Raw genomic sequence first — 25,936 nt, 5'->3', positions numbered from 1 at the left:
TGCGAGGCGACGTGGACGACAGGGCGGAGACGAGCCGGCAGGCGGCCAGCGACGATCGCCGCATCGCGCTGGAGATCGCCGGCACCGATGGCGGAACCGACCCGTTCGTCGCCGCGGTCCGCGCGACGCGGATGCCGATGATCATCACCAACCCGCGCCTGCCCGACAATCCGGTGGTGTTCGTCAACGACGCCTTCTGCCGGCTGACGGGCTATGGTCGCGATGCGATCATCGGGCGCAACTGCCGGTTCCTGCAGGGCGCGGATACCGATCCCGCCGCGGTGGCGCAGATTCGCGCGGCGGTGGAGGCGGTGCAGTCGATCGAGATCGACATCCGCAACTATCATCACGACGGTACGCCGTTCTGGAACCGGCTGCTGCTGGCGCCGGTCCATGATGCCGACGGTCAGCTCGTCTATTTCTTCGCCAGCCAGCTCGACGTGACGTCGGAGCGGGCGCGGCTGGAGGGACTGGAATCGAGCAATGTCGCGCTACTGGCCGAACTGGCCGGGCGATTTCGCGAACAAGAGGAGCGCGAGCGCGAGATGCTGTTCGCGCTGGAGGCGGGGCGTTTCGGCACCTGGTCGTTCGAACGGGCGACGCGGCAGCTGACGATGTCGGCGATCTGCCGCACCAATTTCGGGTTCGACGCCGATTATCCGCCGTCCGCCGCCGAGATCGCCGCGATCGTGCACCCCGACGACCGGGCCGGGGCGATGGCCGCGATCGAAGAGAGCCTGACCGGCGCGCCGCTGGAGATCGAGGTCCGCATCCGCGCGAACGACGGCGAGACGCGCTGGATCGCCAGCCGCGGGCAACCGACCTGCAACGCCGATGGCGAGGTCGTGCGGCTGACCGGCGTGTCGATCGACGTCACGGTCTACAAGCGGTTAGAGCGGATGCGCGCCGCCATGTCCGAACTGAACGACCAGCTGCGCCTGCTCGACGATCCGGTCGAGATGGGCGTCACCGCGTCGCGGATCATCGGCGAGGCGCTGGGCGTCGACCGGGTCGGGTACGGCGTGGTCGATCGGCAGGCGGAGACGATTACGATCGAGCGCGACTGGAACGCGCCGGGGGTGGCGACGATCGCCGGGGTGCTGCACTTCCGCGACTATGGCAGCTATATCGACGACCTGAAGCGAGGCGAAACCGCGATCGTCGAGGATGCGCGCAGCGACCCGCGCACCGCGGATACCGCGGCGCAGCTGGAATCGATCAACGCGCGCGCGTTCATCAACATGCCGCTGACCGAATTGGGCGGGCTGGTCGCGCTGATCTACACCAACCATGGCGAGCCGCGGGTGTGGCGCGACGACGAGATCGCGTTCGTCCGCGAAGTCGCCGAGCGCACTCGCGCCGCGACCGAACGCCGCCGGGCCGAGCGCGAGCTGGCGGCGCTGGCCGAATCGCTGGAGGAACAGGTCGTCGACCGGACCAAGGCGCTGGTGACTGCGCAGGACGCGCTGCGCCAGAGCCAGAAGATGGAGGCGATCGGCCAGCTGACCGGCGGCGTCGCGCACGATTTCAACAATCTGCTGACGATCGTGCGGTCCTCGGTCGACCTGCTGCGCCAGCCGACGCTGACCGACGAACGCCGCGAACGCTATCTCTCGGCGATCAGCGACACCGTCGATCGCGCGGCCAAGCTGACCGGGCAGCTGCTGGCGTTCGCCCGGCGATCGGCGTTGCAGCCGGCGGTGTTCGACGTGAACGCCGCGGTCACCGCGTTGGGCGATATCGTCCGCACGCTGGCCGGATCGCGGATCGAGGTGACGATCGAACCGTGCGCGACGCCGGTGTTCATCGATGCCGATCCCAACCAGTTCGACACCGCGATCGTCAATTTCGCCGCCAACGCCCGCGACGCGATGCAGGGCGAGGGGCGGCTGACGCTGACCGTACGATCGGTCAACGGCATTCCTGCCAGCGCCACCGCCCCGGCGGTCGGCGGGCAGTTCGTCGCGATCACCGTCGCCGATACCGGCAGCGGCATCGACGAGGAAACGCTGACCCGCATCTTCGAACCGTTCTTCACCACGAAGGAACTGGGCAAGGGCACGGGCCTCGGCCTCAGCCAGGTGTTCGGTTTCGCCAAGCAGTCGGGTGGCGAGGTGCGGGCGCGCAGCGCGCCGGGCGATACCCGCTTCGCACTGTACCTGCCGCAGGTGACGACGCCCGATCAGGTTCCTGCGCCCGCCCGCGACCTGCCCGAGCCGATGGCGGGCCACGGGCTGCGCGTGCTGGTGGTCGAGGACAATGTCGCGGTCGGCACGACGACGACGCAGGCACTGGAGGCGCAGGGGTTCGATCCGCTGCATGTCGTCGACGGCCATGCCGCGCTGGCGAAGCTGTCGGAACGCCCCGACGGGTTCGATATCGTCTTTTCCGACGTGATGATGCCGGGCATCGACGGCGTCGAACTCGCCGCGCGGGTGCGCGATCTCTATTCGGGTCTGCCGGTGCTGCTGACCAGCGGCTATAGCGACGTGATCGTCCGCCACGGCACGATGGGGTTCGACCTGCTGCACAAGCCCTATACCATCGGTCAGTTGATCGTCGCGCTGCGCCGGACCGCGGGGCGTTGACCCCGGCCGCGCCGGCGCGCGGGTTCGTGCCGCTCTACACGCTCGCCTATTGCGGGCTGTTCGTCGCGTTCATGCCGTTCGTGTCGATCCTGTTGCAGGTGAAGGTCGAGGCGATCGATCCCGGCAATCGCGTGGCGTTGCTGGGACAGGCGGTGCTGGTCGGCGCGGCGGTCGCGAGCATCGCCAATATCGCCGCGGGCTGGCTGAGCGACCTGCACTGGCGCCGCAGCCGCAGCCGGCGATTGCCGATCGCGGTCGGGCTGGGGCTGATCGCGGTGGCGTTCGGTGCGATCCATCTGGCGCGAACGCCCGCGGCGCTGCTCGGCGCTATCGCCTTCTGGCAGGTCGCGCTCAACCTGATGTTCGCGCCGATGGTCGCAGTGATGGCCGACGAGGTGCCCGACCGCGCCAAGGGGCGGGTGTCGGGGCTGCTCGGCATCTCGCATCCGATCGGCGTGCTGTCGGCGGCCGCGGTGACCGCGCCGCTGTTCGTCGGTGAAGCCGCGCGGTTTGCGGCGAACGTTGCGCTGGCGGCGATGATGATCGTGCCGTTCCTGCTGTTCGCGCGCGAACGCAGCGGCGGCGATCAAAGCGCTACGGGGCAGGAGCCGGCGACCGCACCGGTCCGCGCCGATCTGATCCGCGCCTGGGTCGCGCGCCTTGCGATGCAGGTCGCGGGCAATGGCCTGACCGCCTATGCCTTTTTCCACTTCGCCGATCGCTGGCGCGGGGAGGGCGATGCGGCGGGACCGGTGGCACAGGCGATGGCGGTCGTCACGGGGGTGGTCGTTATCGCGACGATCCTTGCCGGGCGCTGGTCGGACCGGGTCGGCGGGCGCAAGCCGTTCCTGGGCGGCGCGACGCTGCTGGTCGTCGCCGGGTTGATCGGCATGGCGGTCGCGCCGGGGTTCGTCGGCGCGGCGATCGGCTATGGCGTGGCGCAGACCGGGCTGTCGGTGTTCCTTGCCCTCCATTCGGCATTGGCGATGCAGTTGCTGCCGTCGCCCGATACGCGCGGCCGTGATCTGGCGGTATTGAACCTCACCAACACGCTGCCCGCCTGCGTGCCGCCGTTGCTCGCGGCGCTGGTGCCGGCGGGGGCGGGGCTGGGGGCGGTGTTCCTCGCGCTCGCGCTGGTCGCGGCATTGGGCGGCGGGACCGCGCTGGCGATCCGTTCGGAGCGCTGACGCCGGTTATGCGTTGGGACCGGAACGATAATTCCGGGAGTGCCTGATGATCCGCCTGTTCCATGTCAGCGACGTCCATTTCGGTGCGGAGGACAAGGCGGCGCTCGCATGGTTCGGCGATGCGGTCCGCGCGGAACAGCCCGACGCGATCATCATGACCGGCGACCTGACCATGCGCGCGCGGACGGCGGAGTTCGAGGCGGCGGCCGAATGGCTCGAAAGCCTCGACCGGCCGGTCACGGTCGAGGTCGGTAACCACGACCTGCCGCTCTACAATCTCTTCGCGCGGTTCGTCCGGCCCTATAAGCGCTATCGCCGGCTGGAGCGGATGATCGAGCGTCCGCTGGAGATCGACGGCGTGGCGATCGTGCCGCTCAAGACGACCGCCCGGTTCCAGTTCCGCTGGGACTGGTCGAAGGGCTATGTCGGCGACAAGGCGCTGTCGCGCACGCTGGAGATGATCCGCAAGGTGCCCAAGGGCGACCTGATCTTCATCGCCGCACACCATCCGTTGATCGATGTCGGGACCAAGTCGAGCGGCGAGACGCATGGCGGCGGCGTCGCGCTGGACGCGGTCGCGGCGGCGGGGGCGCATGCGGTGCTGTCGGGCCATGTCCACGACCCGTTCGACATGCCCTATCGCACCGGCAGCGGGCGGTTGCGGATGATCGGCGCGGGCACGCTGTCGATCCGCACTCGCGACGATCCGCCGTCGTTCAATGAAATCCGGATCGAGAATGGGCAGTTCGAGACCATCGCAAGGAAGATGGGCGCGACGGATGAGGCGGTGACGGAGGCGGGGTAAGCCTGTCTTATCCCCGCGGAGGCGGCGATCCAGAGCCCGGCGCGCCAGCGTATCGATTGTGGCGCTGGACCCCCGCCTGCGCGGGGGTACGGGATGGGGGGCTATTCGATGATCCGGCCTGCCACGTAGTCATCCCAGCGAAGGCTGGGATCTCCCGGTGATGGCACGAGGCAGGAGCCGCTGATGCCCCACCCTTCGCCGGCGCGACGCTCGTGGCTATGGGACGTCCTGCGTATGCCCTCCCGCAGCAGCACGCAGCCTCTTACGACAAACGCTGCCCGATCAACGTCCCCTTGGTCCCGCGATTGACCAGTTCGAACCGGAAGTTCGGCCAGCGGCGACGCCAGCGTTGCGCCACCACCCGCTCGCCCGGCCGTGCGCCGTCGTCGAGCATCACCACGCCGCCGACCGGCAGGCGGTCGAACAGCGTCTCGGCAGCACCCCGGACATAGGGGTGGATCGTCCACGGCGGCCCGTCGATCAGCAGCAGGTCGACCTGATCGGGCAGTGCGTCGATATCGTACCACACGCCCGGCCAGTCACCCGGCGCCTCGACCAGGGGGGCGGCGCGCAGATCGGCGGCGATGCCGTGTTCTGCCAGCCATTCACGCGTCGCATCGACGAAGCCGGCATGCTGATCGAAGCTGATGAGTTGCCCGCCGCCATGCTTGGCCAGCGCTGCGCCGGTGACCAGGCTCGACGCGCCGGTGCCCAGTTCGACCACCGTCTGCGGCCGGCTGGCGGCGATGCGTTCGACGATCAGCGACAGATAGCCGGTATCCGCCTTCCAGCTGCCCAAATTGGGCAGCGCATCGGGGGCGAGCCCGAGATCGGCCATCAACCGCGCCTTGTCCGCCTTCTTGCCGCCCGACAGGCTGCGCAGCAGCCAGGGCCACTGGATCGCGCCGAACGCGATGGTGAACAGCTTGTCCGACAGGCTGCGGCTCAGTTCGTCGGGCCACAGGTCCGAATCGGCGAGCGGCAGCAACGAAGTCTTGGCGCGCGAGGTCATGGCGTCTCTTGGATAGTTCCGCCAGCGTGCGGACCGGCTCTCGCTATACGGTTACGCACCAAACGAAAAGGGCGGCCCGATACCGGACCGCCCCAATCGGCACGCATTTGGCCGCAAACGGGAACTTTGTCGGCCCCCGCGCGTGGCGTTCTTGCCTCGAGACGGTACCGGGAAACGCGCCCATCGGGGCGCGTTTCCAAACGGGTCTTAGCGCTTCGAGAACTGGAAGCTGCGGCGGGCCTTCGCCTTGCCGTACTTCTTGCGCTCGACCGCGCGGCTGTCGCGGGTCAGGAACCCGGCGGCCTTGACCGGCGCGCGCAGGATCGGTTCGTAGCGGGTCAGCGCCTGGCTGATGCCGTGCTTGACCGCGCCGGCCTGCCCCGACAGGCCGCCGCCCTTGACGGTGCAGATCACGTCATACTGACCATTGCGGTCGGCGACGCCGAACGGCTGGTTGATGACGAGACGCAGCGTCGGACGTGCGAAATACACTTCCTGATCGCGACCGTTGATCGTGATCTTGCCCGAACCCGGCTTGATCCACACGCGGGCGACGGCGTCCTTGCGACGGCCGGTCGCATAGGCGCGGCCATAGGCGTCGATTTCCTGCGCGCGCAGCGGCATGGTCGGACGGGCCGGTTCGACCGGAGCGGCGGCAGGTGCTTCCGCGCCATCGGTCTGCGGGGCCGACGCCTGCGGAGCGGCGGCTTCCGGTGCCTGCTGACCGGTCAGGCCGGCGAGGTCGGAAAGGGACTGGCGGTTGTCGGACATTATGCGCCCACCTTGTTCTTGCGATTCATGCTCGCGATGTCGAGAACCTGCGGGTTCTGCGCTTCATGCGGATGCTCGGCACCCTTGAAGATGCGCAGGTTGCGCATCTGGTCACGACCCAGCGGGCCGCGCGGGATCATCCGCTCGACGGCCTTTTCGAGGACGCGCTCGGGGAAACGACCCTCGAGGACCTTCTCGGCGGTGACCGCCTTGATGCCGCCGGCATATCCGGTGTGCTTGTAATAGGTCTTCGTCTTCGCCTTGTTCGAGGTGAAGCGAATCTTGTCGGCGTTGATCACGACGACGTTGTCACCGCAATCGACGTGCGGGGTGAACGACGTCTTGTGCTTGCCGCGCAGGACGTTGGCGATGATCGACGCAGCGCGACCGACCACCAGGCCGTCGGCATCGACGATATGCCACTTCTTTTCCACCTCGTGCGGCTTGGCCGACTTGGTGGTCTTCATGAGCGCCTTCATGGGCGTTGGACCTTTCGGATATATGACGCGTCCGCCCCGAACCGGAGCGGTGCGAACGCCGGGCAATTGCCGAAACGGCGTCGATAAGTCAAGCAAACAGCGGCTTTGCTGACGGGTATCTAAATACCCTATGGCTGGCGCTGCGTGATCCGGGTCGTCGCGATCGAGGACGCGTCGCCGCTGTCGATGCGTACCGTGGCGGTCTGGCGGACGATCAGGCCGGTCGCGGCGTCGACGCTGCGGGTCGTGGTGCTGGTCCGGCGCCCGCTCGCCCGGCCGCCTGCCGCGGCGAGGTCGCCCGACAGCCTTTCCTCGGCGATCAGGTCGCGGCCTTGCGCATAGACACGCTCGGTCCCGGTCACCTCCGTACCGGTGCCGAAGGGCGGGGCGCCCGGCCGGCGGATCGGCCGTTCGGGCTGGACGCCGCGGCGGACGATGTCGGGAGCGAGCAGGTTGGTCAGCATCGATCCGAGCATCGCTACCTGCTGCCGCTCGGGCATGGCGCGCAGCGGCGCGGTCAGGCGCGCCAGCATCGCTGCCCTTGCCGGATCGCTTCCAGCCTGGGTCGCGATGGCGTCGATCAGCGCGGACCACACGTCCGCTCGATCGATCACCCCGGTCACCTCGCCCCGGTTGGACAGGATGTAGCGGATCGGTCGGCCGCGCAGCGTCGCAAAGGCGCGTTCGAACATCGCGCCGGGACCATCCGACAGGCCGCCATCGGCCGTATCGATCACCATCTCGGCCACCAGCCCGTCGGCCATCCGCCGGAAGCGGATCGTGCGGTCGGTCGTGTAGCGGCGGACGACGCCGGCTTCGTCACGCTGCTGTTCGATATGGTAGCGATAGGCGGTGTCGAGCGCCGGCGCGAAGCCGGTCGTGCTCGCCGCCTCGATTACGGGCGGGGGTAGGACGATCATCGCCGGCCGACGGCGTGCGCGCCCCATGTCGTGGCGATGACGAGCAGCGCGCCGACCAGCTGGTGCAGCGCCGCGACCTCTATCCGCACCCCGGTCATGACGGTGCTGATACCGAGTACGATCTGGATGCCGAACGCGATATGGATCATCCGCGCGACCTTCGGATGGCCGGCGCGCTTGGCGGCACGCGCCAGCACGATCAGCGCCGCGACCGCGACCCATGCCCACCAGCGGTGGAGGAAGTGGACGACGTACGGATCGTTGACGATCGCGTCGAGCGGTGCGCGCGCCGCCCATTCGTCGGCCGGAAAGAAGCGACCGTTCATCAGCGGCCACTGATCGGTCACCAGCCCGGCGTTCAGCCCGGCGACCCACGCGCCGAACAGCAGCTGGACGAACAGGATGATGCCCGTGATCGCGCCGACCCCGGTCAGCCGCGCCGGCCGGGCATAACGATCCGCCGCCAGTTCGCGCAGGTCGAGCGCGGTCCACACGGTGCCGGCGAGGATCAGCAGCGCGTTGAGCAGGTGCACCGACAGCCGGATATGCGACACGTCGGTCCGCACCGACAGGCCCGACGCGACCATCCACCAGCCGATCGCCCCCTGCAATCCGCCCAGCGCCAGCAGCGCGACCAGCCGGCCCTTATACCCGCGCGGGATCGCGCCGCGGACCCAGAACCATGCCAGCGGCAGCGCGAACGCCAGTCCGATGATCCGCCCCAGCAGGCGGTGGACATATTCCCAGAAGAAGATGCCCTTGAACTGCGCCAGCGTCATACCCTGGTTCAGCAGCTGATATTCGGGGATGCGGCGGTAGTTCGCGAACTCCGCCTCCCATTGCGCGGCATTGAGGGGAGGAAGGGTGCCGGACAGCGGCTTCCATTCGGTGATCGACAGCCCGGATTCGGTCAGCCGCGTGATGCCGCCGACCACCACCATCGCCACGATCAACGCGGCGACCCACCAGAGCCAGCGGACGACAGCGCCCGGTCGGGCACGCATTGGGAGGGGCGGGGCAAGCATCGGCGGTGTCTAGCGCGCGGACCGTATCGGCGGAAGGGCCGTGTTTCGCTTTACCGTGCGGGGCGAGCCGCTACGGTGCCGCGATGATCGGAGCCCATCCATGACGATCGAGGCGCTGATCGCCCGCTACGGCCTCGCCGCCCTTGCGCTGGGCGCGGGGGCGGAGGGGGAGACGGTCGTCGTGCTGGGCGGGATCATGGTCCAGCGCGGGGTGCTGCCCTATGTCGGCGCGATCCTCGCCGCGGCGGTGGGGTCGTTCATCGCCGACCAGCTGTTCTTTGCCGCCGGGCGTCGGTTTCGCGACCATCCGCGGGTGCGCCGCTGGAGCGCGAAGCCCGCCTTCGCCCGCGCGCTGACCACGTTCGAACGGCATCCGACGCTGTTCGTGTTCGCCTTCCGCTTCCTCTACGGGTTGCGTACCGTCAGCCCGATCGCGATCGGTACGACACAGTTGCCGCTTGGCCGGTTCGTGGTGCTGAACGGCGCGGCGGCACTGCTGTGGGCGACGATCTTCGTGTCGATCGGCTATTGGTTCGGGCACGGGTTGAGCGAAGTGATCGGGCGGTGGCTGCCGTCGTGGCAGGTGCTGGCCGGCGGCGGGATCGTGATCGTGCTGCTGGCGGGGGTGACGTGGTTGATTAGGCGGCGCACCTAGATTCTCCCCACAACGATGGGAGGATGTTGGATTTAGTCGCCCTTGCGGCCCAGCTTCTCGACCCGCGCCACCACTTCTTCGCACACCGCGGGCGTTACGAACTTCGCGATCGACCCGCCATACATCGCGATCTCCTTGACCAGCCGCGACGCGATCGGTTGCAGCGAGACGTCGGCCATCAGGAAGACCGTTTCGATCCGGTCGTTCAGCTGCTGGTTCATCCCCGCCATCTGATATTCATATTCGAAGTCGGCGACGGCGCGCAGGCCCCGGACGATCACGCTCGCCCCCTGCCGCTCGGCAAAAGTCATCAGGAGTGCGTCGAACGCCACGACCTGAATGTCGCCGTCGACATCCGCCACCTCGCGCGCGACCATCGCGAGGCGTTCGGGCAGGGTGAACATCGGCGATTTCGACGGGTTGGTCGTCACGCCGATGACCAAGCGGTCGACCAGCTTCGCGCCGCGGCGGATAATGTCCATGTGTCCGCGCGTGATCGGATCGAACGTGCCGGGATAGATGCCGATGCGGGTCATATCTTGGTTAGCTCCACCAGAGCGCGATCAGGAGCGACGAAGCTGATCGTCGCCATTGCAAACGCATACCGGCCCGACGCGTCATGGCGACCACAGAATATCGGCTTGCTTTGGCAATAATAGTCGTGAGATCGGGCCAGAGCGGTCGACCACCGCGACATGCAGCAGTCGCTGCCGTAACCTTCACTGCATAATCGGCTTCGAGGCCTGCTACCGGCGGGAGACGCTCGACCTTGGCACCGGGGCAGGCCGGCATCGCCACCTCGGCGCGCAACCGTTCGATCGGATCGGCCCGGTCGCATCCGCCCAGCATCGCAGCGATCACGATGCCGGACGAAACCACGGATTTCACCGGTCACGCTCTAGCACGTAGCGGGCGATGGCGCGCAGCAGGTCGGCTTCGTGGCCGAAGTCGCGCAGATGTTCGATCGACTGGTCGACCAGCAGCCGCGCCTGTTCGCGGGCGCGGTCGAGGCCGAGGAGTGAGAGGAAGGTTTCCTTACCCGCCTCGCCATCCTTGCGCAGCGCCTTGCCGACCGCCGCCTCGTCGCCTTCGACGTCGAGGATGTCGTCCGCGATCTGAAAGGCGAGGCCGATATCGCGGGCATAGCCGCGCAGCGACGTGCGCTGATCCGGCGACACCCGGCCAAGGATCGCGCCCGCCTCCACGGAACAGGCGATCAGCGCGCCGGTCTTCATCGCCTGCAACCGGGTGACGGTGTTGAGGTCGAAACTGGTGTCCTCCGCCTCCAGATCCATCGCCTGTCCGCCGGCCATGCCCGATGGGCCGGAGGCGTGGGCGAGGTCGGCGATCAGCTCGATGCGGACATGGGGGTCGGGATGCGTCGCTTCGTGCGCGAGAATCTCGAATGCCAGCGCATGCAGGCAATCGCCCGCCAGGATCGCGGTGGCCTCGTCGAATGCCTTGTGCACCGTCGGCTTGCCGCGGCGAACATCGTCGTCGTCCATCGCCGGCAGGTCGTCATGGATCAGACTGTAGACATGGATGCATTCGATCGCGAGCGAGGCCCGCGCGGCGCGCATCCGCTCGACATTGAACAGCCGCGCGGTAGCGAATACCAGCAGCGGGCGCAACCGCTTGCCCCCGCCGATCGCGGCGTGACGCATCGCGCGGTACAGGTTCGCGCGCGGATCGCCCGGGACCGGCAACAGCCCGTCGAACTGGCGATCCATCTCGGCCGAGATTTCACGAAGGGCGGCGTTCAGCGACACCGGCGGCGCGACGGTCGCCATTATTGCGCGTCGAACGGCTGGGCCGAGGCCCGCCCCTCGGCATCGATCCGGATCGCCTCGATCCGCGCTTGCGCCGCATCGAGCCGCGCGGCGCATTGCGCGCGCAGCAGGTCGCCACGGGCGTAGAGGTCGATCGCGGTCTGGAGGTCTTCCTGACCCGTTTCCAGCCGGCTGACGATTCCTTCGAGTTCGCGCAGCGCGTCTTCGAAGGATAGGGTGGAAACATCGCGTTCGTCGGACATGGGCGATGCTATGCGGCAGGGGGCGGGGCGATTGCAACCGGGGCGTGCGATCGGACGGGAAATGGCGTGCGGTTGGCGTGTCTTGGCCGGCTGCGGGACGCCGGCCTGCGACGGGGTGACGATATCGACGAAAGGTCGCGAGAGGCTCAGCTGTGCCGCAGGTACGACCCGATCGCATCCCATGCTGGCTGCTTCGCCGCCACGCCGACCGTGTGCAGGGGGCTGCTCGACGGCAGTGCCAGCATTTCGACGCCGCGCACCAGTCCCCGCCCAGCCTTCCATGCCGTCCCGCCATTGAACGCCACCACCCGCAGCACGGGCAGCGAGGCAATCAGCGTCGCCACGTCATTGGCGGTTGCATCGCGGATCGCCGCATCGCTGCTGCCCGGCCGCGTCGCACTCGCCACCACGTCCCACAGGCCGATCCCCGCGGCCTGAAGCGCCTCGAGCCGGGTGGAATAATCAAGAGTGGGAAGGTCCACTCCAACCACCGGCGACAGCAACCGCCAGAATTGGTTCTGCGGATGCGCATAATAGCGCCCAGCGGCTAATGAGGCGTCCCCCGGCAGGCTGCCGAGGATCAACACCCGTGTCGACGTGTCGACAACCGGTGGGAACGACGTCTTGCGCGTCACACCGCTTGTCCCGCCGCCCAGCCGCTCGACCATGCCCATTGGAAATTATAGCCGCCGAGCCAACCGGTTACGTCGACCGCCTCGCCGATCGCGTAGAGGCCGGGCAGGTGCCTGGCCGTCATCGTCTTCTGGTTCAGCCCGTCGGTGGCGATGCCGCCGACCGTGACTTCGGCCTTTGCGAAGCCTTCGGTCCCGTTCGGGTGGAATTGCCAGCCGCTCAGGCGCCGTTCGATATCGGTCAGTACCGCATCGCGCTGATTGCCCAGCTCGCCCGCCACCGCGAACTTCGCCGCCAGTGCCTCAGCCAGCCGGTCGGGCAGTGTCGCGCCCAGCACCGACCGCAGCCCAGCGCGGGGCCGCGCGCGCTTGGTGTCGACTAGCCATCCGGCCGGCTGGTCGGGCACGAAATCGATCGTGATGGCCTCGCGGTGGCGCCAATAGGACGACGCCTGCAGGATCGCCGGGCCCGACAGGCCCCGGTGCGTGAACAGTGCCGCCTCGCGGAACCTGGCCTTGCCGGCACCCGCCACGACTTCGGTCGCGACGCCCGACAAGTCACGGAACAGCGCGTCCTCGGGCGGCAGGGTCAGGGGCACCAGCGCCGGACGCGGCTCGACCAGCCTCAATCCGAAGCGTTTGGCGAGGTCATAGGCTAAGCCGGTCGCGCCGAGCTTCGGAATCGACGGTCCGCCGGTCGCGATCACCAGCGACGGGGCGGTGACGGTGCGATCGCCATGGACGACGGTGAAGACGCTATCGGCATGGGTTACGTCACGGATCGGCTGGCCCAGCGCGATCTCGGCCCCCTGCGCTTCGTCCATCAGCATCGCCACGATCTGCCGCGCCGATCCGTCGCAGAACAGCTGCCCCAGCGTCTTTTCGTGCCACGCAATGCCGTGCGTATCGACCAGCGCAATGAAATCCTGCGCAGTATAACGCCCCAGCGCCGATCGGGCGAACTGCGGATTGGTCGAAACGTACCGGTCCCAACTGGTGCCGACATTGGTGAAGTTGCAGCGCCCGCCGCCCGAAATGACGATCTTGCGCCCCGGTTCGGGCGCGTGGTCGAGGACGATCACCCGCCGCCCGCGCTGTGCGGCGATGCCGGCGCAGAACAGGCCGGCACCGCCCGCACCGAGGATGATGACGTCATGGCTGGTCATCGCCGCCCCTTCGCACGGGCGAGGGGCGACGAGAAGGGGTCAGCCGCGCACGACCAGCTTGACCAGCTGTCCGGGCACCAGCCGCGCATCCTCTTCCATGCCGTTGATTGTCAGGAACCGGTCGCGCTGGAAATCGGGATAGGCCATCTGGCGGCTGAGCGAGTCAACCGTGTCGCTGGCCTTCACCGTGACGATGCGGATGCGCTTGCCGGTGATCGCGCTCGCTTCCGCCTGGCTCAGCGTGCCGAAGCTGTCGAGCAGTGATTCGAACGGGCCGACGCCGCGCCCCGCGGGGGTGACGATCTGGAAATAATAGGTGGCCGAGGGGTAGCGATAGGCGACGATCGTCACGTCGACTTGCTGGTTGTTGGCATTGGCGCGCACGGTGGCGATCGCGGCGTCGGTGCCGTTGATCCGCGTCGTCTGCGGCTGCGGCGCGTTCTGCGCGCCGAGGGCCGCCAGCCGCTGGCGAACAACCGTGGCCGGATCGCCTGCCGGCGCCATGCGAAACTCGGCCTGTCCGCCCTGACCCGCGATCGTCACCGCATCGGTCCCGTTCTGCAGCGCATAGCCGGCGGGCGCGGTGAAGCGGATGCGCATGCCGGGATGCTTAAAGGTCGTGCCGTCGATCACCCCCTGCGCGGGATCGTCGTCATAGCGCAGGCCGTCGAGCATCCGCAGATAGGTGGTATCCTGCGCCGGCTGGGTGGTCGAACCGCCCGCCTGCTGCGCCAGTTGCCGCGCACGCCGCACCCGCTCGGCCCCGTTGGGGTGGGTGCTCATCCACGTCGGCACGCTGTTGCCACCGCGTCCGCTGGTCTGCCCGGCCAGCGCCTGCGCCTCGTTCAGCTGGATCAGTGCGTCGGCCATGCCCGACGGGGCATAGCCCGCCGCGGTCGCATAGCGCACGCCGAACTGGTCGGCCTGATATTCCTGATTGCGGCTGTACGACAGGGTGTAGAGTTGCGACCCGGCGCCGGCCAGCCGCCCGACCAGGTCGCTGCCCGTGACCGCGCCCAGCAGCGTCGCGCCGAGCGTGCCGATGGTCGATCGGGTGTTGCGCGAATTGCTGTGCCGCGCGGCGACATGGCCGACCTCATGCCCCAGCACCGCCGCCAGCTCCGCCTCACTGTTCATCAGCGCCAGCAGCTGGCGGGTGACATAGACATAGCCGCCGGGGATGGCGAAGGCGTTCTCGACCGGCGAATTGAGCAGGGTCACGGTGAAGTCGCCGCTGGCGTTCGACAGGCCCGACTGCACCGCCACCTTCTTGCCGACGCGCTCGACATAGGCCGACTGCGGTCCCGAATACGCGCCACCATATTGCGCCAGCAGCTGCGGATTGGCCTGCGCCCCCTGTGCGCGGTCGCTTTGGGAGATCGATCGCGTCTGCGCCATTGCCGGTGCCGCGATCGTTGCCGCACAGAGCATTGCCGCAGTGAAAATCCGTGTCGTCATCGTCCGTCGTCCCCGATTGTCCTTGATCGGAATACGTTGCGATACGGCAACGGTTCCGTCGTTCAGCCGAACAACTCGCCCTGCGCACCGGCCGGCGGGCGGAACAGGTCGCAGCGCAGCCGGGGATGCCCCTTGCCGATTCCGTGCCGCCGACAGGCGAGGGCGAAGCGCGTCGCCAGCAGTTCGCCCCACACCCCTTGCCCGCGCATTCGCGAATGGAAGCCCGGATCATTGTCGCGACCGCCGCGCACGGCCCGGACGATCGCCATCACCTTGCCTGCGCGATCGGGAAAATGCGTCTCCAGCCACGCCCGGAACAGCGGCGCCACCTCATGCGGCAGGCGGACCGGCAGGAAATAGGCGCCCCGCGCCCCGGCCTGCGCTGCGCGCTCGATCAGATGCTCGACCTCATGATCGCTGATCGCGGGGATGACGGGTGAGATCGACACGAAGACCGGCACCCCTGCCTGCGCCAGCGTCGCCACCGCTGCCAGCCGCTTTTCGGGATGCGGCGCCCGCGGCTCCAGCGTCCGCGCGATCACCGGATCGAGCGAGGTGACCGACAGCGTGACGCTGACCAGCCCCTGCATCGCCATCGGCACCAGCAGGTCGATATCGCGCACCACCCGATCGGATTTGGTGGTGATCGTCAGCGGATGGTTCGTCTCCGCCAGTACCGCGATACAATCGCGCGTGATCCGCCACTCGCGTTCGATCGGCTGATAGGGGTCGGTGTTGGTCCCCATCGCGATCGGCTTGGCGACATAGCCGGGCCGAGCCAATTCGGCGCGCAGCAGCGTCGCCGCATCGGGCTTGGCGAACAGAATCGTTTCGAAATCCAGCCCCGGCGACAGGTCGTGATAGGCATGGGTCGGCCGCGCGAAGCAATAGATACACCCATGCTCGCAGCCGCGATACGGGTTAATGCTCCGGTCGAACGGAATGTCGGGCGAGCTGTTGCGCGACAGAATGGTGCGTGGGCGTTCGATCGAAACGCTGGTACGCAGCACCGGCTCGACCCCGTCGACCGTCTCGCGCCAGTCGAGCCAGTCGCCATCCATTTCCTGTGCAGGCAGCGCGAACCGCGCGCTGGTCGCATTGTTCGTTGCACCACGGGCCGGACGATTGGACATTGCGCCAGCCTATCGAGTTGGTTAGAACAAAGCAAGAACAAGGGAGGCAATATGGCACGGCTGAATTATCTCGAGCTACCGGTCACGGCGACGGAGCCGGCAAAGGCATTCTACACCGCCGTCATGGGCTGGCAGTTTACCGATTACGGGCCGTCCTACGCCGCGACGACCAGTGGCGATACCGATCTGGGTCTGGACGCCGATACGTCGCTCACCACGCTGCTGCCGGTGATCGAGGTCGACGATCTGGACGCAACGCTGGCGGCGGTCGAGTTGGCGGGCGGGGTGGTCGTCCAGCCGATCTTCACTTTTCCCGGCGGTCGCCGCTTCCATTTCCGCGACCCCGACGGCCATGTGCTGGCGGCGATGGTGGCCGAATAGCCTTGTTCAGCCCGCATGCCCCGCGATAGGAACTGCGCGGGGCATGGGGGGATTTTTCGATGATGGGAATGATGATCTGGGCGGCGGCGGCACTGGCCGCGCCCGGCGCGGTGTTGCTCGACCTGCGTCAGCCGGGGAATGTCGTCACGGCGTTGCAGAAGGCGGGTTACCGCGCGGAACTGAAGATCAACAAGCAGGGCGAACCCTATGTTCTGAGCGGCGTGAACGGAAATTCGTTCACCGTCGAATTCTATGGCTGCGAAGGGCTGAAGGACTGCGGATCGTTCCAGTTCGCGTCGTGGTACAAGAAGGACCCGCTCTACACCGCCGCCCTGAATAACGAATGGAACGCTAATAAGCGGTTCCTGAAGGTCGGGGTCGATCCGGACGGCGATCTGCGCGAGTTTCTGGACACGACGGCAGTTGGCGGCATGACGCAGGCGTAGTTCGCCGACCTGGTCGATTGGTACGCCGAGATGGACAGCGATTTCGCGAAATTTCTCGACGAGAAGCGCGCGGCGGCGAAGCCGAAGCCAGCGAAGAAATAGAGGCGGGGCAGGGGCAAGCTACCCTTGCCGATCCGGTCGCGCCAAACGTCACCTCGGGCCTAACCCGGGGTCCCGTTCATCCTCCTGCGTCGGGTAGAAAGCGGGACGCCGGATCAAGTCGGTGCCTTGGCGAAAGTCTCGCCCCTCACCGTACCCTTGCCGTGCCCCCGTGCAGGCGGGCGCCCAGAGCCACGCAAAACAACAGCTTGCGCTTGGGACCCTGGACCCCCGCCTGCGCGGGGGTACGCGTTAGGTGTGAGAATCGGTACTTTCGCAGAGATTTGATCAAGTCCGGAATGACGAGATGTGATCCTCGTGCTGCCTTACCGGTGAGGGGCGGTTTGCCGCTACCGCTCCAGCAAACGCGGCATCAGCTCGACGAAGTTGCAGGGGCGGTGACGGATGTCGAGCTGTTCGCGCAGGATGCCGTCCCACCCGTCCTTCACCGCGCCGGTCGATCCGGGCAGCGCGAAGATATACGTGCCGCGCGCGACGCAGGCGGTGGCGCGCGACTGGATCGTCGACGTGCCGATCTTGGCATGGCTTTGCCAGCGGAACAGCTCGCCGAAGCCGGGGATCAGCTTGCTGGCGACGCGCTCGACCGCCTCGGGGGTCACGTCGCGGCCGGTGACGCCGGTGCCGCCGGTGGTGATGACGCAGTCGATGCCGTCGTCGTCGATCCAGCCGTGCAACCGCGCGACGATCATGTCGATATCGTCGCGCACGATCGCGCGGTCGGCCAGCACATGGCCGGCGTCCTCAAGCCTGCCGACCAGCGTATCGCCCGACCGATCCTCCGCCAGTCCGCGCGTGTCCGATACCGTCAGCACCGCGATGCGCACGGGAACGAACGTCCGGCTTTCGTCAATTGGCATCGGCGATCCGCGTCCGCCCATTGGCGCTCACGCGCACCGCGGCGGCACCCGGCAGGCCGGGGAATTTCGGCCACATCCCCTGCGCCAGCGCGGCGCGGCTGGCCGACGCCTTGCCCGCCTGCTTCTCATACATCCAGTAGTTGCGCAGTACGGTCATGACGTAACCGCGCGTTTCCCAATAGGGGATCGATTCGATGTACAGCAGCGGATCGCCGCCGTCCTTCAGCTGGACGTTCCACGCCTCGACCGGGGTCGGGCCGGCATTGTACGCGGCGATGACCTTGGGCAGCAGCCCGCCGGTGAACGGACGGTCGCGCAGTTGTTCCAGATAGCTCTGCCCGACCGCCATGTTGACCTGCGGCTTCGACAGTGCCGATTTTTCCAGCGTCAGGCCGTGCGCCCGCGCATAATCGGTGAGCGCGCCGGGGCGGATCTGCATCAGGCCGGTCGCGCCCGCCGGGCTGACCACTCCGGCGTCGAAGCGCGATTCCTGCAGCGTGTGGGCGAACACCAGCGCCTTGTCGACGCGCCAGCCACCCTCGGGCGTCCAGTCGGGCGCGGGATAGCGTGCCTCGGCCAGCGGGCGGGCGCCCTGCGGTCCGTTATGCGACATCCACAGCTGCGTCGCGGGGAGGTTCAGATTGCCGCACAGCCGGGTCAGCGCGGCATAATCACCCGCGCCCCCGATCCGCGCCTGATGGCGCAGCAGCTTGTCGGCCAGCGCATTCTCGCCGACCTCGATCAGCGCGGCGGCGACCTTCACGTTCGACCGCCGCTCCAGCGCGCGCCAGTCCTCGGTCACCGGGGCACGGCCGTTTGCATCGGCACCCTCGATCAGCCCCAGCGCCTGTCGCGACAGCAGCCCGTAATAGGTCTCGCCATATTGCGCCGCGGTCTGCAACCGTGCCTGCACCAGGTCGGGGCGGCCGCAGGCGATGTCGGCGCGCGTCGCCCAATAGAGCCCCGCCGAACGGAGTTCGGTGTCGCCCGCCCGCTGCGCGACGCTGGCAAAGGCGCCCTGCGCGCCGGCGCAATCCTGCTGCCGCCATGCCGCCAGCCCCTGCGTCCAGTCGGCCTGCGCGGTCCAGTCGCCCTGACCCCGCTGCGCCACCGCGGCGAGGCGGCGGGCGTTGGTATCGTCGCCGGCAACGAAATAGATCCACGCGACGCGCCCGCGCATCTCGGTCAGCGCTTCGGGAGTCAGGTCCGATTCGCGCGTGGCGATCAGCGCTTCGGCGGCGGCACCGTCATCGGCCTTCACATACGGCTTCATCGCGTCGAGCAGTTGCGCCGCGGCGGCATCGCTGCGCGCGGCCTTGGCCCGGACGCGGACCGGTGCGGCGTCGAACCAGACCAGCCGCTGCTGCGCAGGCAGTTCTGGGAGGGTGGTCGCGCCGCGCACCTTGGCGATGCGGGCGAGATCGGGCGCCTGCGGCAGGTCGGGTGCTTCGCTCAGCACCGCCATCAGTTGCGGCAGTTCGACCTTGGGCGATCCCTTGGCGGTATAGAGTTCGGCACGGGCGACGGCGTGGAGCGGCCCCGGCTTCATCGCGTCGAGCCGCAGCTGCGCATCGGCCCAGCGCCCGCCGCGGATCGCTTCGAACACCTGTCGGTAGGCGTCGCGATCCTCGAGCGACAATTGCGGCGGGATGCGCGCTTCGGCGACGGTGGTTACGGCGCCGCGGTTCGGTGCATCGTCGGCGCGGGCAGCGGTGGGAAGAGCGGGCAACATCAGCGCCGCGAACACGAGTGGGGTCAGCTTCACGTGGTCGTATCCCTGATAAGCAACTGCAGGTGCCGCCACGTTTCCGCCTTGGCCAACGGCCGCTCCAACAGGAAGCGCGGGTGGAACGTAGCGATCGTGGGACAGGTTAGGCCGTCATGGTTAAGCGTTCGTAAACCACCGCGCGTGCCATCGGGGCCGAGCATCGCCCGGCACGGTTCGGCACCGAACAGCAGCAGCCGCGCCGGCCCGACCAGCGTGACGAGGCGCCGGGCGAGATCGTCGAGCGCCTCCTGCGCATCGGCGGGCACGCGCCCGGTCCGCGGGCGGGCATGGGCGATCCCGGCAACGACGACGTCCTCGCGCGTTTCGCCGATCGCCGTCAGCATCCGGTCGAGCAATGCGCCGACCGGGCCGGTCATCCAGCCGCTATCGCCCGAATCATCCGCCTCGGGCAGGTCGGTCAGGATCATCAGCGGCGGATTTTTTTGCGCGGTTACCGGTACGCTCACCGCGTTCCATCCCGCTTCGGGCGCGGCATCGCCCATCCGCCATGTCAGGAACGCCTCCAGCGTGTCGGGCGGCAGATCGGCGACCGGCGTCGACGTTACGGCAAGCGGGCGGGCGGGCGGGGCCGGGGTCGCGAACCAGTCGCGCAGTTCGTCCTCGACCAGCGTGTCGACACCGGCGTCATGCCACCATTCGAGCGCGCTCGCGGCGGCATCATGCCACTGAATATGCTGGTCCGCCCCCATTGCTCCTTAAGGCACTGCCTTGACCTCCCCGTCAATCTGCCCGAATCAATCGGAAGGACAGGGCGTGTCGCCCACGCGACGAGTATGGGCGGTGCGGCGCCCCCGAGAGGATGAAAGAATGAGCGAACGGGAATCGATGCCCTATGACGTCGTGATCGTCGGCGCGGGCCCTGCCGGTCTGTCCTCGGCTATCCGGCTGAAGCAGATGGCGGCGGAAACGGGCGACGAACTGGCCGTCTGCGTACTGGAAAAGGGGTCGGAGGTCGGCGCCCATATCCTGTCGGGCGCGGTGTTCGATCCCCGCGCGATGGACGAATTGCTGCCCGACTGGCGGACCATGGGCTGTCCGATGGCCGAGGTTCCGGTGACCGAGAACCACCACTGGCTGTTGTCGGAAACCGGCAGCAGCGAGGTGTCGCACCGCATCCTGCCGCCGTTCATGCAGAACACCGGCACCTATACCGGGTCGCTCGGCAATATGTGTCGCTGGCTGGCCGAACAGGCCGAAGGCCTGGGCGTCGAAATCTTCCCCGGCTTCGCCGCCGCCGAAATCCTGTATCACGACGACGGGTCGGTGAAGGGCGTCGCGACCGGCGATATGGGCATCGCCCGCGACGGCACGCGCAAGCCCGACTGGCAGCCGGGCCTCGAACTCCATGCGAAATACACCTTCTTTGCCGAAGGCGTTCGCGGTCACCTGTCGAAGCAGATCATTCGCACCTTCGACCTGGCGAAGGACAGCCAGCCGCAGGTCTATGGTCTGGGCATCAAGGAATTGTGGGACATCCCGGCGGAGAATCATGTCGCCGGCCGCGTGATCCATACCCAGGGCTGGCCACTCAGCGAGACGCGCGGCAGCAACGGCGGCGGGTTCCTGTATCATCAGGCGAACGGGCAGGTCGCACTCGGTTTCGTCACCTGGCTGAACTACAGCAACCCCTATCTCTCGCCGTTCCACGAAATGCAGCGGTGGAAGACCCATCCGGCGATCGCCGCGATCCTGAAGGGCGGCAAGCGGGTGTCGTACGGCGCGCGCGCGATCAACGACGGTGGGTGGCAGTCGGTGCCGAAACTGACCTTCCCCGGCGGGGTGCTGGTCGGTTGTTCGGCCGGGTTCCTGAACGTACCGCGGATCAAGGGCATCCATACCGCGATGAAGTCGGGGATGATGGCCGCCGAGGCCGCCTTCGCTGCGGTGCGCGACGGGCGCACCGGCGACGAACTCACCGCCTATACCGCCGCGTACGAGGCGAGCTGGGTTTATGAAGAGTTGCGCGGGGTCCGCAACGTCGTGCCGCTCGTCAAGAAATTCGGCGATTTTGTCGGGTCGGGCATCGCCAATGCGACGATGTGGGCGGAACATTGGGGGCTGCGCATGCCCTTCACCATGGGCCACCACCCCGATCACGAAAGCCTGTGGCGCAAGGATCAGGTGACGCCGATCGCCTATCCCAAGCCCGATGGCGTGCTCAGCTTCGACCGGCTGTCGTCGGTGTTCCTGTCGAACACCAATCATGAGGAGGATCAGCCGGTCCACCTGACGCTGAAGGACCCCGACGTGCCGGTCGAATACGACCTGCCGCTCTATGACGAACCCGCGCAACGATATTGCCCGGCGGGCGTATATGAAATCGTGGGGGCAGAAACGGATAGCCCGAAATTCGTCATCAACGCCCAGAACTGCGTCCACTGCAAGACGTGCGACATCAAGGACCCGACGCAGAACATCAACTGGGTCGTGCCGGAAGGCGGCGGAGGACCGAATTATCCGAATATGTAGCCTGGGATTGATCGTGGCGACGCTGGTGGCCGCACCGGCGTCGGCGGCAACCACCCCGCTTGCCGCCTATGTCCGTGCCCGCGCCGCCGATGCCGATGGCGCCGTTACCGTGGCCGCGCAGGGCTATGCCGAGGCGCTGGCAGCGCAGCCGAACGATCCCGTCATCGCGGTGCGCGCGCTGCGGCAGGCACTGGCCAGTGGCGACCTGCCGCTCGCAAGGCGGGCCGGCGCGGTCCTGCGCGCCGCCGACGTGGCGCCGCCCGATCTCGACATTCTCGCGTTCAGCGACGCGGTGATCGCACGCGATACGGCGGCGCAACGCACGGCGCTTGGTCGGCTGGCGGAATCACCGCTCGGTTTTCTGGGACCGTCGCTCGCGAGCTGGGTCGATCTGCCCGCGCCGCCGGTCGCGGTCGATGGTGGTCCGATCCCGCGCCGCTATGCCGCCGAAAATGCTGCGCTGCGCCTGCTGGCGACCGGACAGACGAGCGAGGGCATTGCCGCCACCCGCAGCCTGCTGACCGCGACCGGGGGCGACGCCGATTTCCGGCTGAACGCGGCGCAACTGCTCGCCCGCGCCGGACAGCGCGATACCGCGCGCGCACTGCTGGCGGGCGACGATCCGGTGCTCAGCCGCGCCGCCGAGACACTGGGTCGCGGCAGCAAGGGCGACGCCCGGTTCGGCGTGTCTCGCCTGTTCGCGCGCATGGCCGGCGACCTGTCGGCGGAGGGCACCGAATCGCTCGCGATCATGCTTGCCCGCTCGGCACTGCTGCTCGACCCGGATTACGCCCGTGCCCGCATCGCGCTGGCCGACGCGCTCGCCCGTGACGATGCGATCGCCGAGGCGAAGGCGACGCTGGCAGCGGTCCCGGCGGGCGATCCGTTCGCGGGGAGCGCCAATGCGCTCGGCATCGTCATCCTCCAGCGGTCCGGCGACGTGCCCGGCGCGCTGGCGCTGGCCCGCATCCAGGCCGAAAGCCCCGGCGCGACGACTGCGACGCTGCGCCGCTATGCCGACCTCCAGCTCGAAACCGGGGAGGCGGCCGCGGCCGCGCAGACCTATTCCCGTGCGCTGGCGCAGGCGGGGCAGGGGGCGGACTGGACGCTGTACCTGCAACGCGGCGCGGCGCTCGACCAGTCGGGCGACTGGACGGGCGCGCTGCCGATGCTGCGCCGCGCGGTCGAACTGGCCCCGCAGGAGCCGGTCGCGCTCAACTATCTGGGCTATGCGCAGGTCGACCATGGCGAGAATGTCGTGGAGGCGACGCGCATGCTCGAACGCGCCCATGCGCTGGCACCGAAGGACCCGGCGATCGCCGATTCGCTCGGCTGGGCGCGCTATCGTGCCGGCAATTTGACCGCCGCGCTGCCCCTGATAGAGGGCGCGGTGCGGCAGGCACCCGATGATGTGGAGATCAACGAGCATCTCGGCGACGTATATTGGGCGACCGGTCGCCGGGTCGAGGCACGCTATGCCTGGGCGGCAGCGTCAGTCGCAGCGGACGGCGCCGATGCGCAGCGTTTGGCGAGCAAGCTTGCGAACGGGCCCGCTTCGTCGCATCGCTGACCGCGATGATCGTCGAACCCGCCCCCGCCAAGCTCAACCTCGCGCTGCACGTCCGTGCGCGGCGCGACGATGGCTATCACGAACTGGAGACGCTGTTCGCCTTCGTCCGCGACGGCGACACGGTGCGGCTGACTCCGGCGGAGCGTGACGGCTTTGCCATTATCGGGCCGTTCGCCGGGGGCCTGGGCGGGGAGGGCGACAATCTGGTCACCCGTGCCCGCGATGCGTTTCGCAGCAGCTTCGGACCGGGCGAGCCATTGTCGATCGTGCTCGACAAGCATCTGCCGGTCGCGTCGGGGATCGGCGGCGGATCGGCCGACGCCGCCGCGACGCTGCGCGGGATGGCGAAGCTGTCCGGCGTGCCGCTCGACGATCCGGCGCTGTTCGATATCGCCGCGGGGCTGGGTTCGGACGTTCCCGCCTGCCTCGCCGGCCGCACGATGATCGGGCGCGGGCGCGGCGAGCGGCTGACGCCGATCGATGCGCCTGACCTGCCGGTGCTGCTGGTCAATCCCGGCGTCGGCGTGTCGACCGCCGCGGTCTTCGCCGCATGGGACCGGATCGATCGCGGTCCGTTGCCGCAGGGCGATGCGCTGGCGATCGCGCTCGCGGGGCGTAACGACCTCGAACCGCCGGCACGGGCATTGGCCCCGGAAATCGACGCGGTGCTGGCGTTGCTGGCTGCGGCCGAAGGCGTGACGCTGGCGCGCATGTCGGGGTCGGGCGCGACCTGCTTCGCGCTGTTCGACCGGGTCGAGGACCGCGCCACTGCCGCTGCCACAATCGGTGCAGCCCAGCTAGGCTGGTGGTGTCTCGAAACGGAACTCGCGTGACAGGCGGTCGTCCCGAAGCGGAACAGGGCGGGGCGGCATCCGCTGGACATGACGCATGGCACGGTCCTTGTAGGGAAACACAAGCGGATCGTACGCCGGGAGCGGATCGTCCGTGGGCGGTCTCTTCGGACGCCGCCCACTTACCCCCTATGATCGACTGCACCATGGACGGCGATATCGCCACGCTGTGGCTGGCCCGGGGGGCGGCGCGCAACGCCCTGCCGACGAGTGGCTGGCGTACCCTGGTAGAGCGAGTCGCCGACCTCGCCGCCTCCGACGCCCGCGCGGTCATCCTTGCTTCGCGCGAACCGGGCATCTTTTCCGCCGGGGCCGACATCGCCGAATTTGGCGAACTGCAACGCGACCCCGCGCGCCGCACCGCGTTTCGCGAACAGCTGTCCGCCGCGATCGAGGGGATCGCCGCGCTACCGATGCCGGTCATTGCCGCGGTCGATGGCGGGTGTTTCGGGGCGGGCGTGGCGCTGATGCTCGCCTGCGATATTGCCATTGCCGGTGACGGTGCGCGCTTCGCAGTGCCACCCGCGCGGCTCGGCATCCTCTATCCACCGGCCGACGTCGCTCGGCTGGTCGCCGCAGTCGGGCGGGGGCATGCCGCGCGGCTGCTGTACAGCGGCGACGCGATCGATGCCGATGCCGCGCTGGCGATCGGGCTGGTGCAACAGCGCAGCAGCGACCCGTTGACGGCGGTGCAGGCGCTGGCGGAGCGCATCGCCGCCAACGCTGCCCAAGCGGTCCGCGGACTGAAACAGGCGGTCGACGGCGTAGCCAGTGGTGAGGCTCGGTTCGACGCCGCGTTCGGTGGCGCCGAGCTGCAGGAAGGGCTCGCCGCTTTCCGCGAACGTCGCGCGCCGGTGTTCCGATGACCGAACATCTCTCCGGCCGCGACACGGCCTTGCTGCTATTGTGCGACCATGCCTCAGCCTGGGTGCCCGGCGACGTCGCGATTCCGCCGCAGCTCCTATCGCTGCACGTCGGCGTCGATATCGGTGCGGGGCCGCTGACTCGCGCCTTGTCCGCCGCGCTCGACGCCCCCGCGATCCTTGGCACCATATCGCGGCTGGTGATCGACCTGCATCGCCAGAGCGACCATCCCGGCCTGATCCCCGAAATATCCGACGGCCACGCCATTCCCGCCAATATTGGGGCCGACCGGGCGGATCGCATCGCCCGCTTCCATGCGCCCTATCACGCCGCGATCCGCGCGCAGGTCCGCCGTGACCGTCCGCGATTGATCGTTGCGATCCACAGTTTCACGCCGCAACTCGAAACCGGTGGCGAACCGCGCCCATGGAAGGCAGGCGTCCTCTACGGCCGCGACGACCGCGCCGCCCGCCTCGCCATCGATCACCTGCGTGGGCAAGGGATTGTGACGGGCGATCAAGAACCTTATTCGGGCCGCATCCTCAACGCCACGCTTAACCGCCACGCCGAGGGGCAGGGCATCGCGTCGCTTTCGATTGAAATCCGCAACGACCTGATCGCCGAACCCGCCGGCGTGGCGGAGTGGTGCGGCATATTGACGTCAACGATTGCCACCGTGCGCAACGGACTTGCGTTGGAAGCATCCTCTGCGCAATAGGCTGTCGC

27 protein-coding genes are annotated in these 25,936 nt (G+C 68.2%); 11 read left to right on the top strand and 16 right to left on the bottom strand.

Annotated elements, in window-relative coordinates:
* Nucleotides 1-11: 11 nt before the first annotated feature.
* The 3 genes from MF610_RS07400 to MF610_RS07390 are packed head-to-tail and all read left to right on the top strand — an operon-like array spanning nucleotide 12 to nucleotide 4,580.
* Entirely contained in the window at nucleotides 12-2,588 is a 2,577-nt protein-coding gene (locus MF610_RS07400; protein ID WP_242194423.1) for a PAS domain-containing protein, read from the top strand.
* Nucleotides 2,585-3,775 carry an MFS transporter gene (locus MF610_RS07395; protein ID WP_242194420.1) on the top strand — a complete coding sequence of 397 codons (1,191 nt, stop codon included), beginning with the start codon at nucleotides 2,585-2,587 and terminating at the stop codon, nucleotides 3,773-3,775. The genes MF610_RS07400 and MF610_RS07395 overlap by 4 nt, the downstream gene beginning before the upstream one ends.
* Nucleotides 3,776-3,821: 46 nt before the next feature.
* Nucleotides 3,822-4,580, top strand: coding sequence for a metallophosphoesterase family protein (locus MF610_RS07390; RefSeq protein ID WP_242194418.1), 759 nt, complete (start codon nucleotides 3,822-3,824; stop codon nucleotides 4,578-4,580).
* A 262-nt stretch (nucleotides 4,581-4,842) separates the two neighbouring features.
* Here MF610_RS07390 and MF610_RS07385 read toward each other — a convergent pair whose 3' ends face one another.
* From MF610_RS07385 to MF610_RS07365, 5 genes are all read right to left on the bottom strand, one after another.
* Nucleotides 4,843-5,592, bottom strand: a complete 750-nt coding sequence (locus tag MF610_RS07385; RefSeq protein ID WP_242194416.1) for a class I SAM-dependent methyltransferase — start codon at nucleotides 5,590-5,592, stop codon at nucleotides 4,843-4,845.
* Between the two features lie 207 nt (nucleotides 5,593-5,799).
* On the bottom strand, nucleotides 5,800-6,363 hold the full coding sequence (gene rpsI, locus MF610_RS07380) for a 30S ribosomal protein S9 (RefSeq protein WP_242194414.1): 564 nt from the start codon (nucleotides 6,361-6,363) through the stop codon (nucleotides 5,800-5,802).
* Entirely contained in the window at nucleotides 6,363-6,842 is a 480-nt protein-coding gene (gene rplM / locus MF610_RS07375) for a 50S ribosomal protein L13 (protein ID WP_055783848.1), read from the bottom strand. The genes rpsI and rplM overlap by 1 nt, the downstream gene beginning before the upstream one ends.
* A gap of 128 nt (nucleotides 6,843-6,970) precedes the next feature.
* Nucleotides 6,971-7,762, bottom strand: coding sequence for a hypothetical protein (locus MF610_RS07370; protein WP_242194412.1), 792 nt, complete (start codon nucleotides 7,760-7,762; stop codon nucleotides 6,971-6,973).
* Entirely contained in the window at nucleotides 7,759-8,766 is a 1,008-nt protein-coding gene (locus MF610_RS07365; RefSeq protein ID WP_242194410.1) for a COX15/CtaA family protein, read from the bottom strand. Before MF610_RS07365 ends, MF610_RS07370 begins: the two co-directional genes overlap by 4 nt.
* 121 nt (nucleotides 8,767-8,887) lie before the next feature.
* Between MF610_RS07365 and MF610_RS07360 the strand changes: the two genes are divergently transcribed.
* Nucleotides 8,888-9,442 (top strand): DedA family protein, encoded by a 555-nt coding sequence (locus tag MF610_RS07360; RefSeq protein WP_242194409.1) that lies wholly within the window; start codon nucleotides 8,888-8,890, stop codon nucleotides 9,440-9,442.
* Nucleotides 9,443-9,474: 32 nt separating this feature from the next.
* Here MF610_RS07360 and coaD read toward each other — a convergent pair whose 3' ends face one another.
* From coaD to MF610_RS07320, 8 genes are all read right to left on the bottom strand, one after another.
* A complete protein-coding gene (gene coaD / locus MF610_RS07355; protein WP_242194406.1) occupies nucleotides 9,475-9,978 on the bottom strand; it encodes a pantetheine-phosphate adenylyltransferase in 504 nt (167 codons plus the stop codon).
* A 7-nt stretch (nucleotides 9,979-9,985) separates the two neighbouring features.
* Nucleotides 9,986-10,330, bottom strand: coding sequence for a hypothetical protein (locus MF610_RS07350; protein WP_242194405.1), 345 nt, complete (start codon nucleotides 10,328-10,330; stop codon nucleotides 9,986-9,988).
* Nucleotides 10,327-11,232, bottom strand: a complete 906-nt coding sequence (locus MF610_RS07345) for a polyprenyl synthetase family protein (protein ID WP_242194403.1) — start codon at nucleotides 11,230-11,232, stop codon at nucleotides 10,327-10,329. The genes MF610_RS07350 and MF610_RS07345 overlap by 4 nt, the downstream gene beginning before the upstream one ends.
* Nucleotides 11,232-11,474: an exodeoxyribonuclease VII small subunit gene (locus MF610_RS07340; RefSeq protein WP_242194401.1), complete on the bottom strand. Its 243-nt coding sequence runs from the start codon at nucleotides 11,472-11,474 to the stop codon at nucleotides 11,232-11,234. Before MF610_RS07340 ends, MF610_RS07345 begins: the two co-directional genes overlap by 1 nt.
* Before the next feature lie 146 nt (nucleotides 11,475-11,620).
* Nucleotides 11,621-12,142 carry a DNA-deoxyinosine glycosylase gene (locus MF610_RS07335; protein WP_242194398.1) on the bottom strand — a complete coding sequence of 174 codons (522 nt, stop codon included), beginning with the start codon at nucleotides 12,140-12,142 and terminating at the stop codon, nucleotides 11,621-11,623.
* Entirely contained in the window at nucleotides 12,106-13,272 is a 1,167-nt protein-coding gene (locus tag MF610_RS07330) for a BaiN/RdsA family NAD(P)/FAD-dependent oxidoreductase (protein WP_242194396.1), read from the bottom strand. Before MF610_RS07330 ends, MF610_RS07335 begins: the two co-directional genes overlap by 37 nt.
* A gap of 39 nt (nucleotides 13,273-13,311) precedes the next feature.
* The gene (locus MF610_RS07325; protein ID WP_242194394.1) at nucleotides 13,312-14,730 is read right to left on the bottom strand and encodes a M48 family metalloprotease; all 1,419 of its coding nucleotides are present in this window, start codon (nucleotides 14,728-14,730) and stop codon (nucleotides 13,312-13,314) included.
* A gap of 62 nt (nucleotides 14,731-14,792) precedes the next feature.
* Nucleotides 14,793-15,863 carry a PA0069 family radical SAM protein gene (locus tag MF610_RS07320; protein ID WP_242194392.1) on the bottom strand — a complete coding sequence of 357 codons (1,071 nt, stop codon included), beginning with the start codon at nucleotides 15,861-15,863 and terminating at the stop codon, nucleotides 14,793-14,795.
* A gap of 51 nt (nucleotides 15,864-15,914) precedes the next feature.
* Here MF610_RS07320 and MF610_RS07315 point away from each other — a divergent pair, with 51 nt between their 5' ends.
* Together MF610_RS07315 and MF610_RS07310 are read left to right on the top strand one after the other, a co-directional pair.
* Nucleotides 15,915-16,244 carry a VOC family protein gene (locus MF610_RS07315; RefSeq protein WP_242194390.1) on the top strand — a complete coding sequence of 110 codons (330 nt, stop codon included), beginning with the start codon at nucleotides 15,915-15,917 and terminating at the stop codon, nucleotides 16,242-16,244.
* A 59-nt stretch (nucleotides 16,245-16,303) separates the two neighbouring features.
* Entirely contained in the window at nucleotides 16,304-16,690 is a 387-nt protein-coding gene (locus tag MF610_RS07310) for a YbjN domain-containing protein (RefSeq protein ID WP_242194387.1), read from the top strand.
* Nucleotides 16,691-17,139: 449 nt separating this feature from the next.
* Here MF610_RS07310 and moaB read toward each other — a convergent pair whose 3' ends face one another.
* Genes moaB through MF610_RS07295 form a run of 3 tightly spaced genes read right to left on the bottom strand, consistent with a single transcriptional unit; the run spans nucleotide 17,140 to nucleotide 20,145 of the window.
* On the bottom strand, nucleotides 17,140-17,667 hold the full coding sequence (moaB, locus tag MF610_RS07305) for a molybdenum cofactor biosynthesis protein B (protein WP_242194385.1): 528 nt from the start codon (nucleotides 17,665-17,667) through the stop codon (nucleotides 17,140-17,142).
* Nucleotides 17,657-19,399, bottom strand: coding sequence for a lytic transglycosylase domain-containing protein (locus MF610_RS07300; protein ID WP_242195307.1), 1,743 nt, complete (start codon nucleotides 19,397-19,399; stop codon nucleotides 17,657-17,659). Before MF610_RS07300 ends, moaB begins: the two co-directional genes overlap by 11 nt.
* Before the next feature lie 29 nt (nucleotides 19,400-19,428).
* The gene (locus tag MF610_RS07295; RefSeq protein WP_242194383.1) at nucleotides 19,429-20,145 is read right to left on the bottom strand and encodes a uracil-DNA glycosylase family protein; all 717 of its coding nucleotides are present in this window, start codon (nucleotides 20,143-20,145) and stop codon (nucleotides 19,429-19,431) included.
* A gap of 118 nt (nucleotides 20,146-20,263) precedes the next feature.
* Here MF610_RS07295 and MF610_RS07290 point away from each other — a divergent pair, with 118 nt between their 5' ends.
* From MF610_RS07290 to MF610_RS07270, 5 genes are all read left to right on the top strand, one after another.
* Nucleotides 20,264-21,925, top strand: coding sequence for an electron transfer flavoprotein-ubiquinone oxidoreductase (locus MF610_RS07290; RefSeq protein WP_242194382.1), 1,662 nt, complete (start codon nucleotides 20,264-20,266; stop codon nucleotides 21,923-21,925).
* Between the two features lie 13 nt (nucleotides 21,926-21,938).
* On the top strand, nucleotides 21,939-23,495 hold the full coding sequence (locus MF610_RS07285; protein WP_242194379.1) for a tetratricopeptide repeat protein: 1,557 nt from the start codon (nucleotides 21,939-21,941) through the stop codon (nucleotides 23,493-23,495).
* Nucleotides 23,496-23,500: 5 nt separating this feature from the next.
* Nucleotides 23,501-24,328: a 4-(cytidine 5'-diphospho)-2-C-methyl-D-erythritol kinase gene (locus tag MF610_RS07280; RefSeq protein ID WP_242194377.1), complete on the top strand. Its 828-nt coding sequence runs from the start codon at nucleotides 23,501-23,503 to the stop codon at nucleotides 24,326-24,328.
* A 149-nt stretch (nucleotides 24,329-24,477) separates the two neighbouring features.
* Entirely contained in the window at nucleotides 24,478-25,212 is a 735-nt protein-coding gene (locus tag MF610_RS07275; protein WP_242194375.1) for an enoyl-CoA hydratase/isomerase family protein, read from the top strand.
* Nucleotides 25,209-25,928 (top strand): N-formylglutamate amidohydrolase, encoded by a 720-nt coding sequence (locus tag MF610_RS07270; RefSeq protein WP_242194373.1) that lies wholly within the window; start codon nucleotides 25,209-25,211, stop codon nucleotides 25,926-25,928. The genes MF610_RS07275 and MF610_RS07270 overlap by 4 nt, the downstream gene beginning before the upstream one ends.
* Nucleotides 25,929-25,936: the final 8 nt, after the last annotated feature.

The sequence above is a fragment of the Sphingomonas hankookensis genome (assembly GCF_022664465.1).
Taxonomy (GTDB): domain Bacteria; phylum Pseudomonadota; class Alphaproteobacteria; order Sphingomonadales; family Sphingomonadaceae; genus Sphingomonas; species Sphingomonas hankookensis.
Note: the sequence above shows the minus strand (reverse complement) of the source record. Positions and strands in the feature narration are given on the sequence as shown.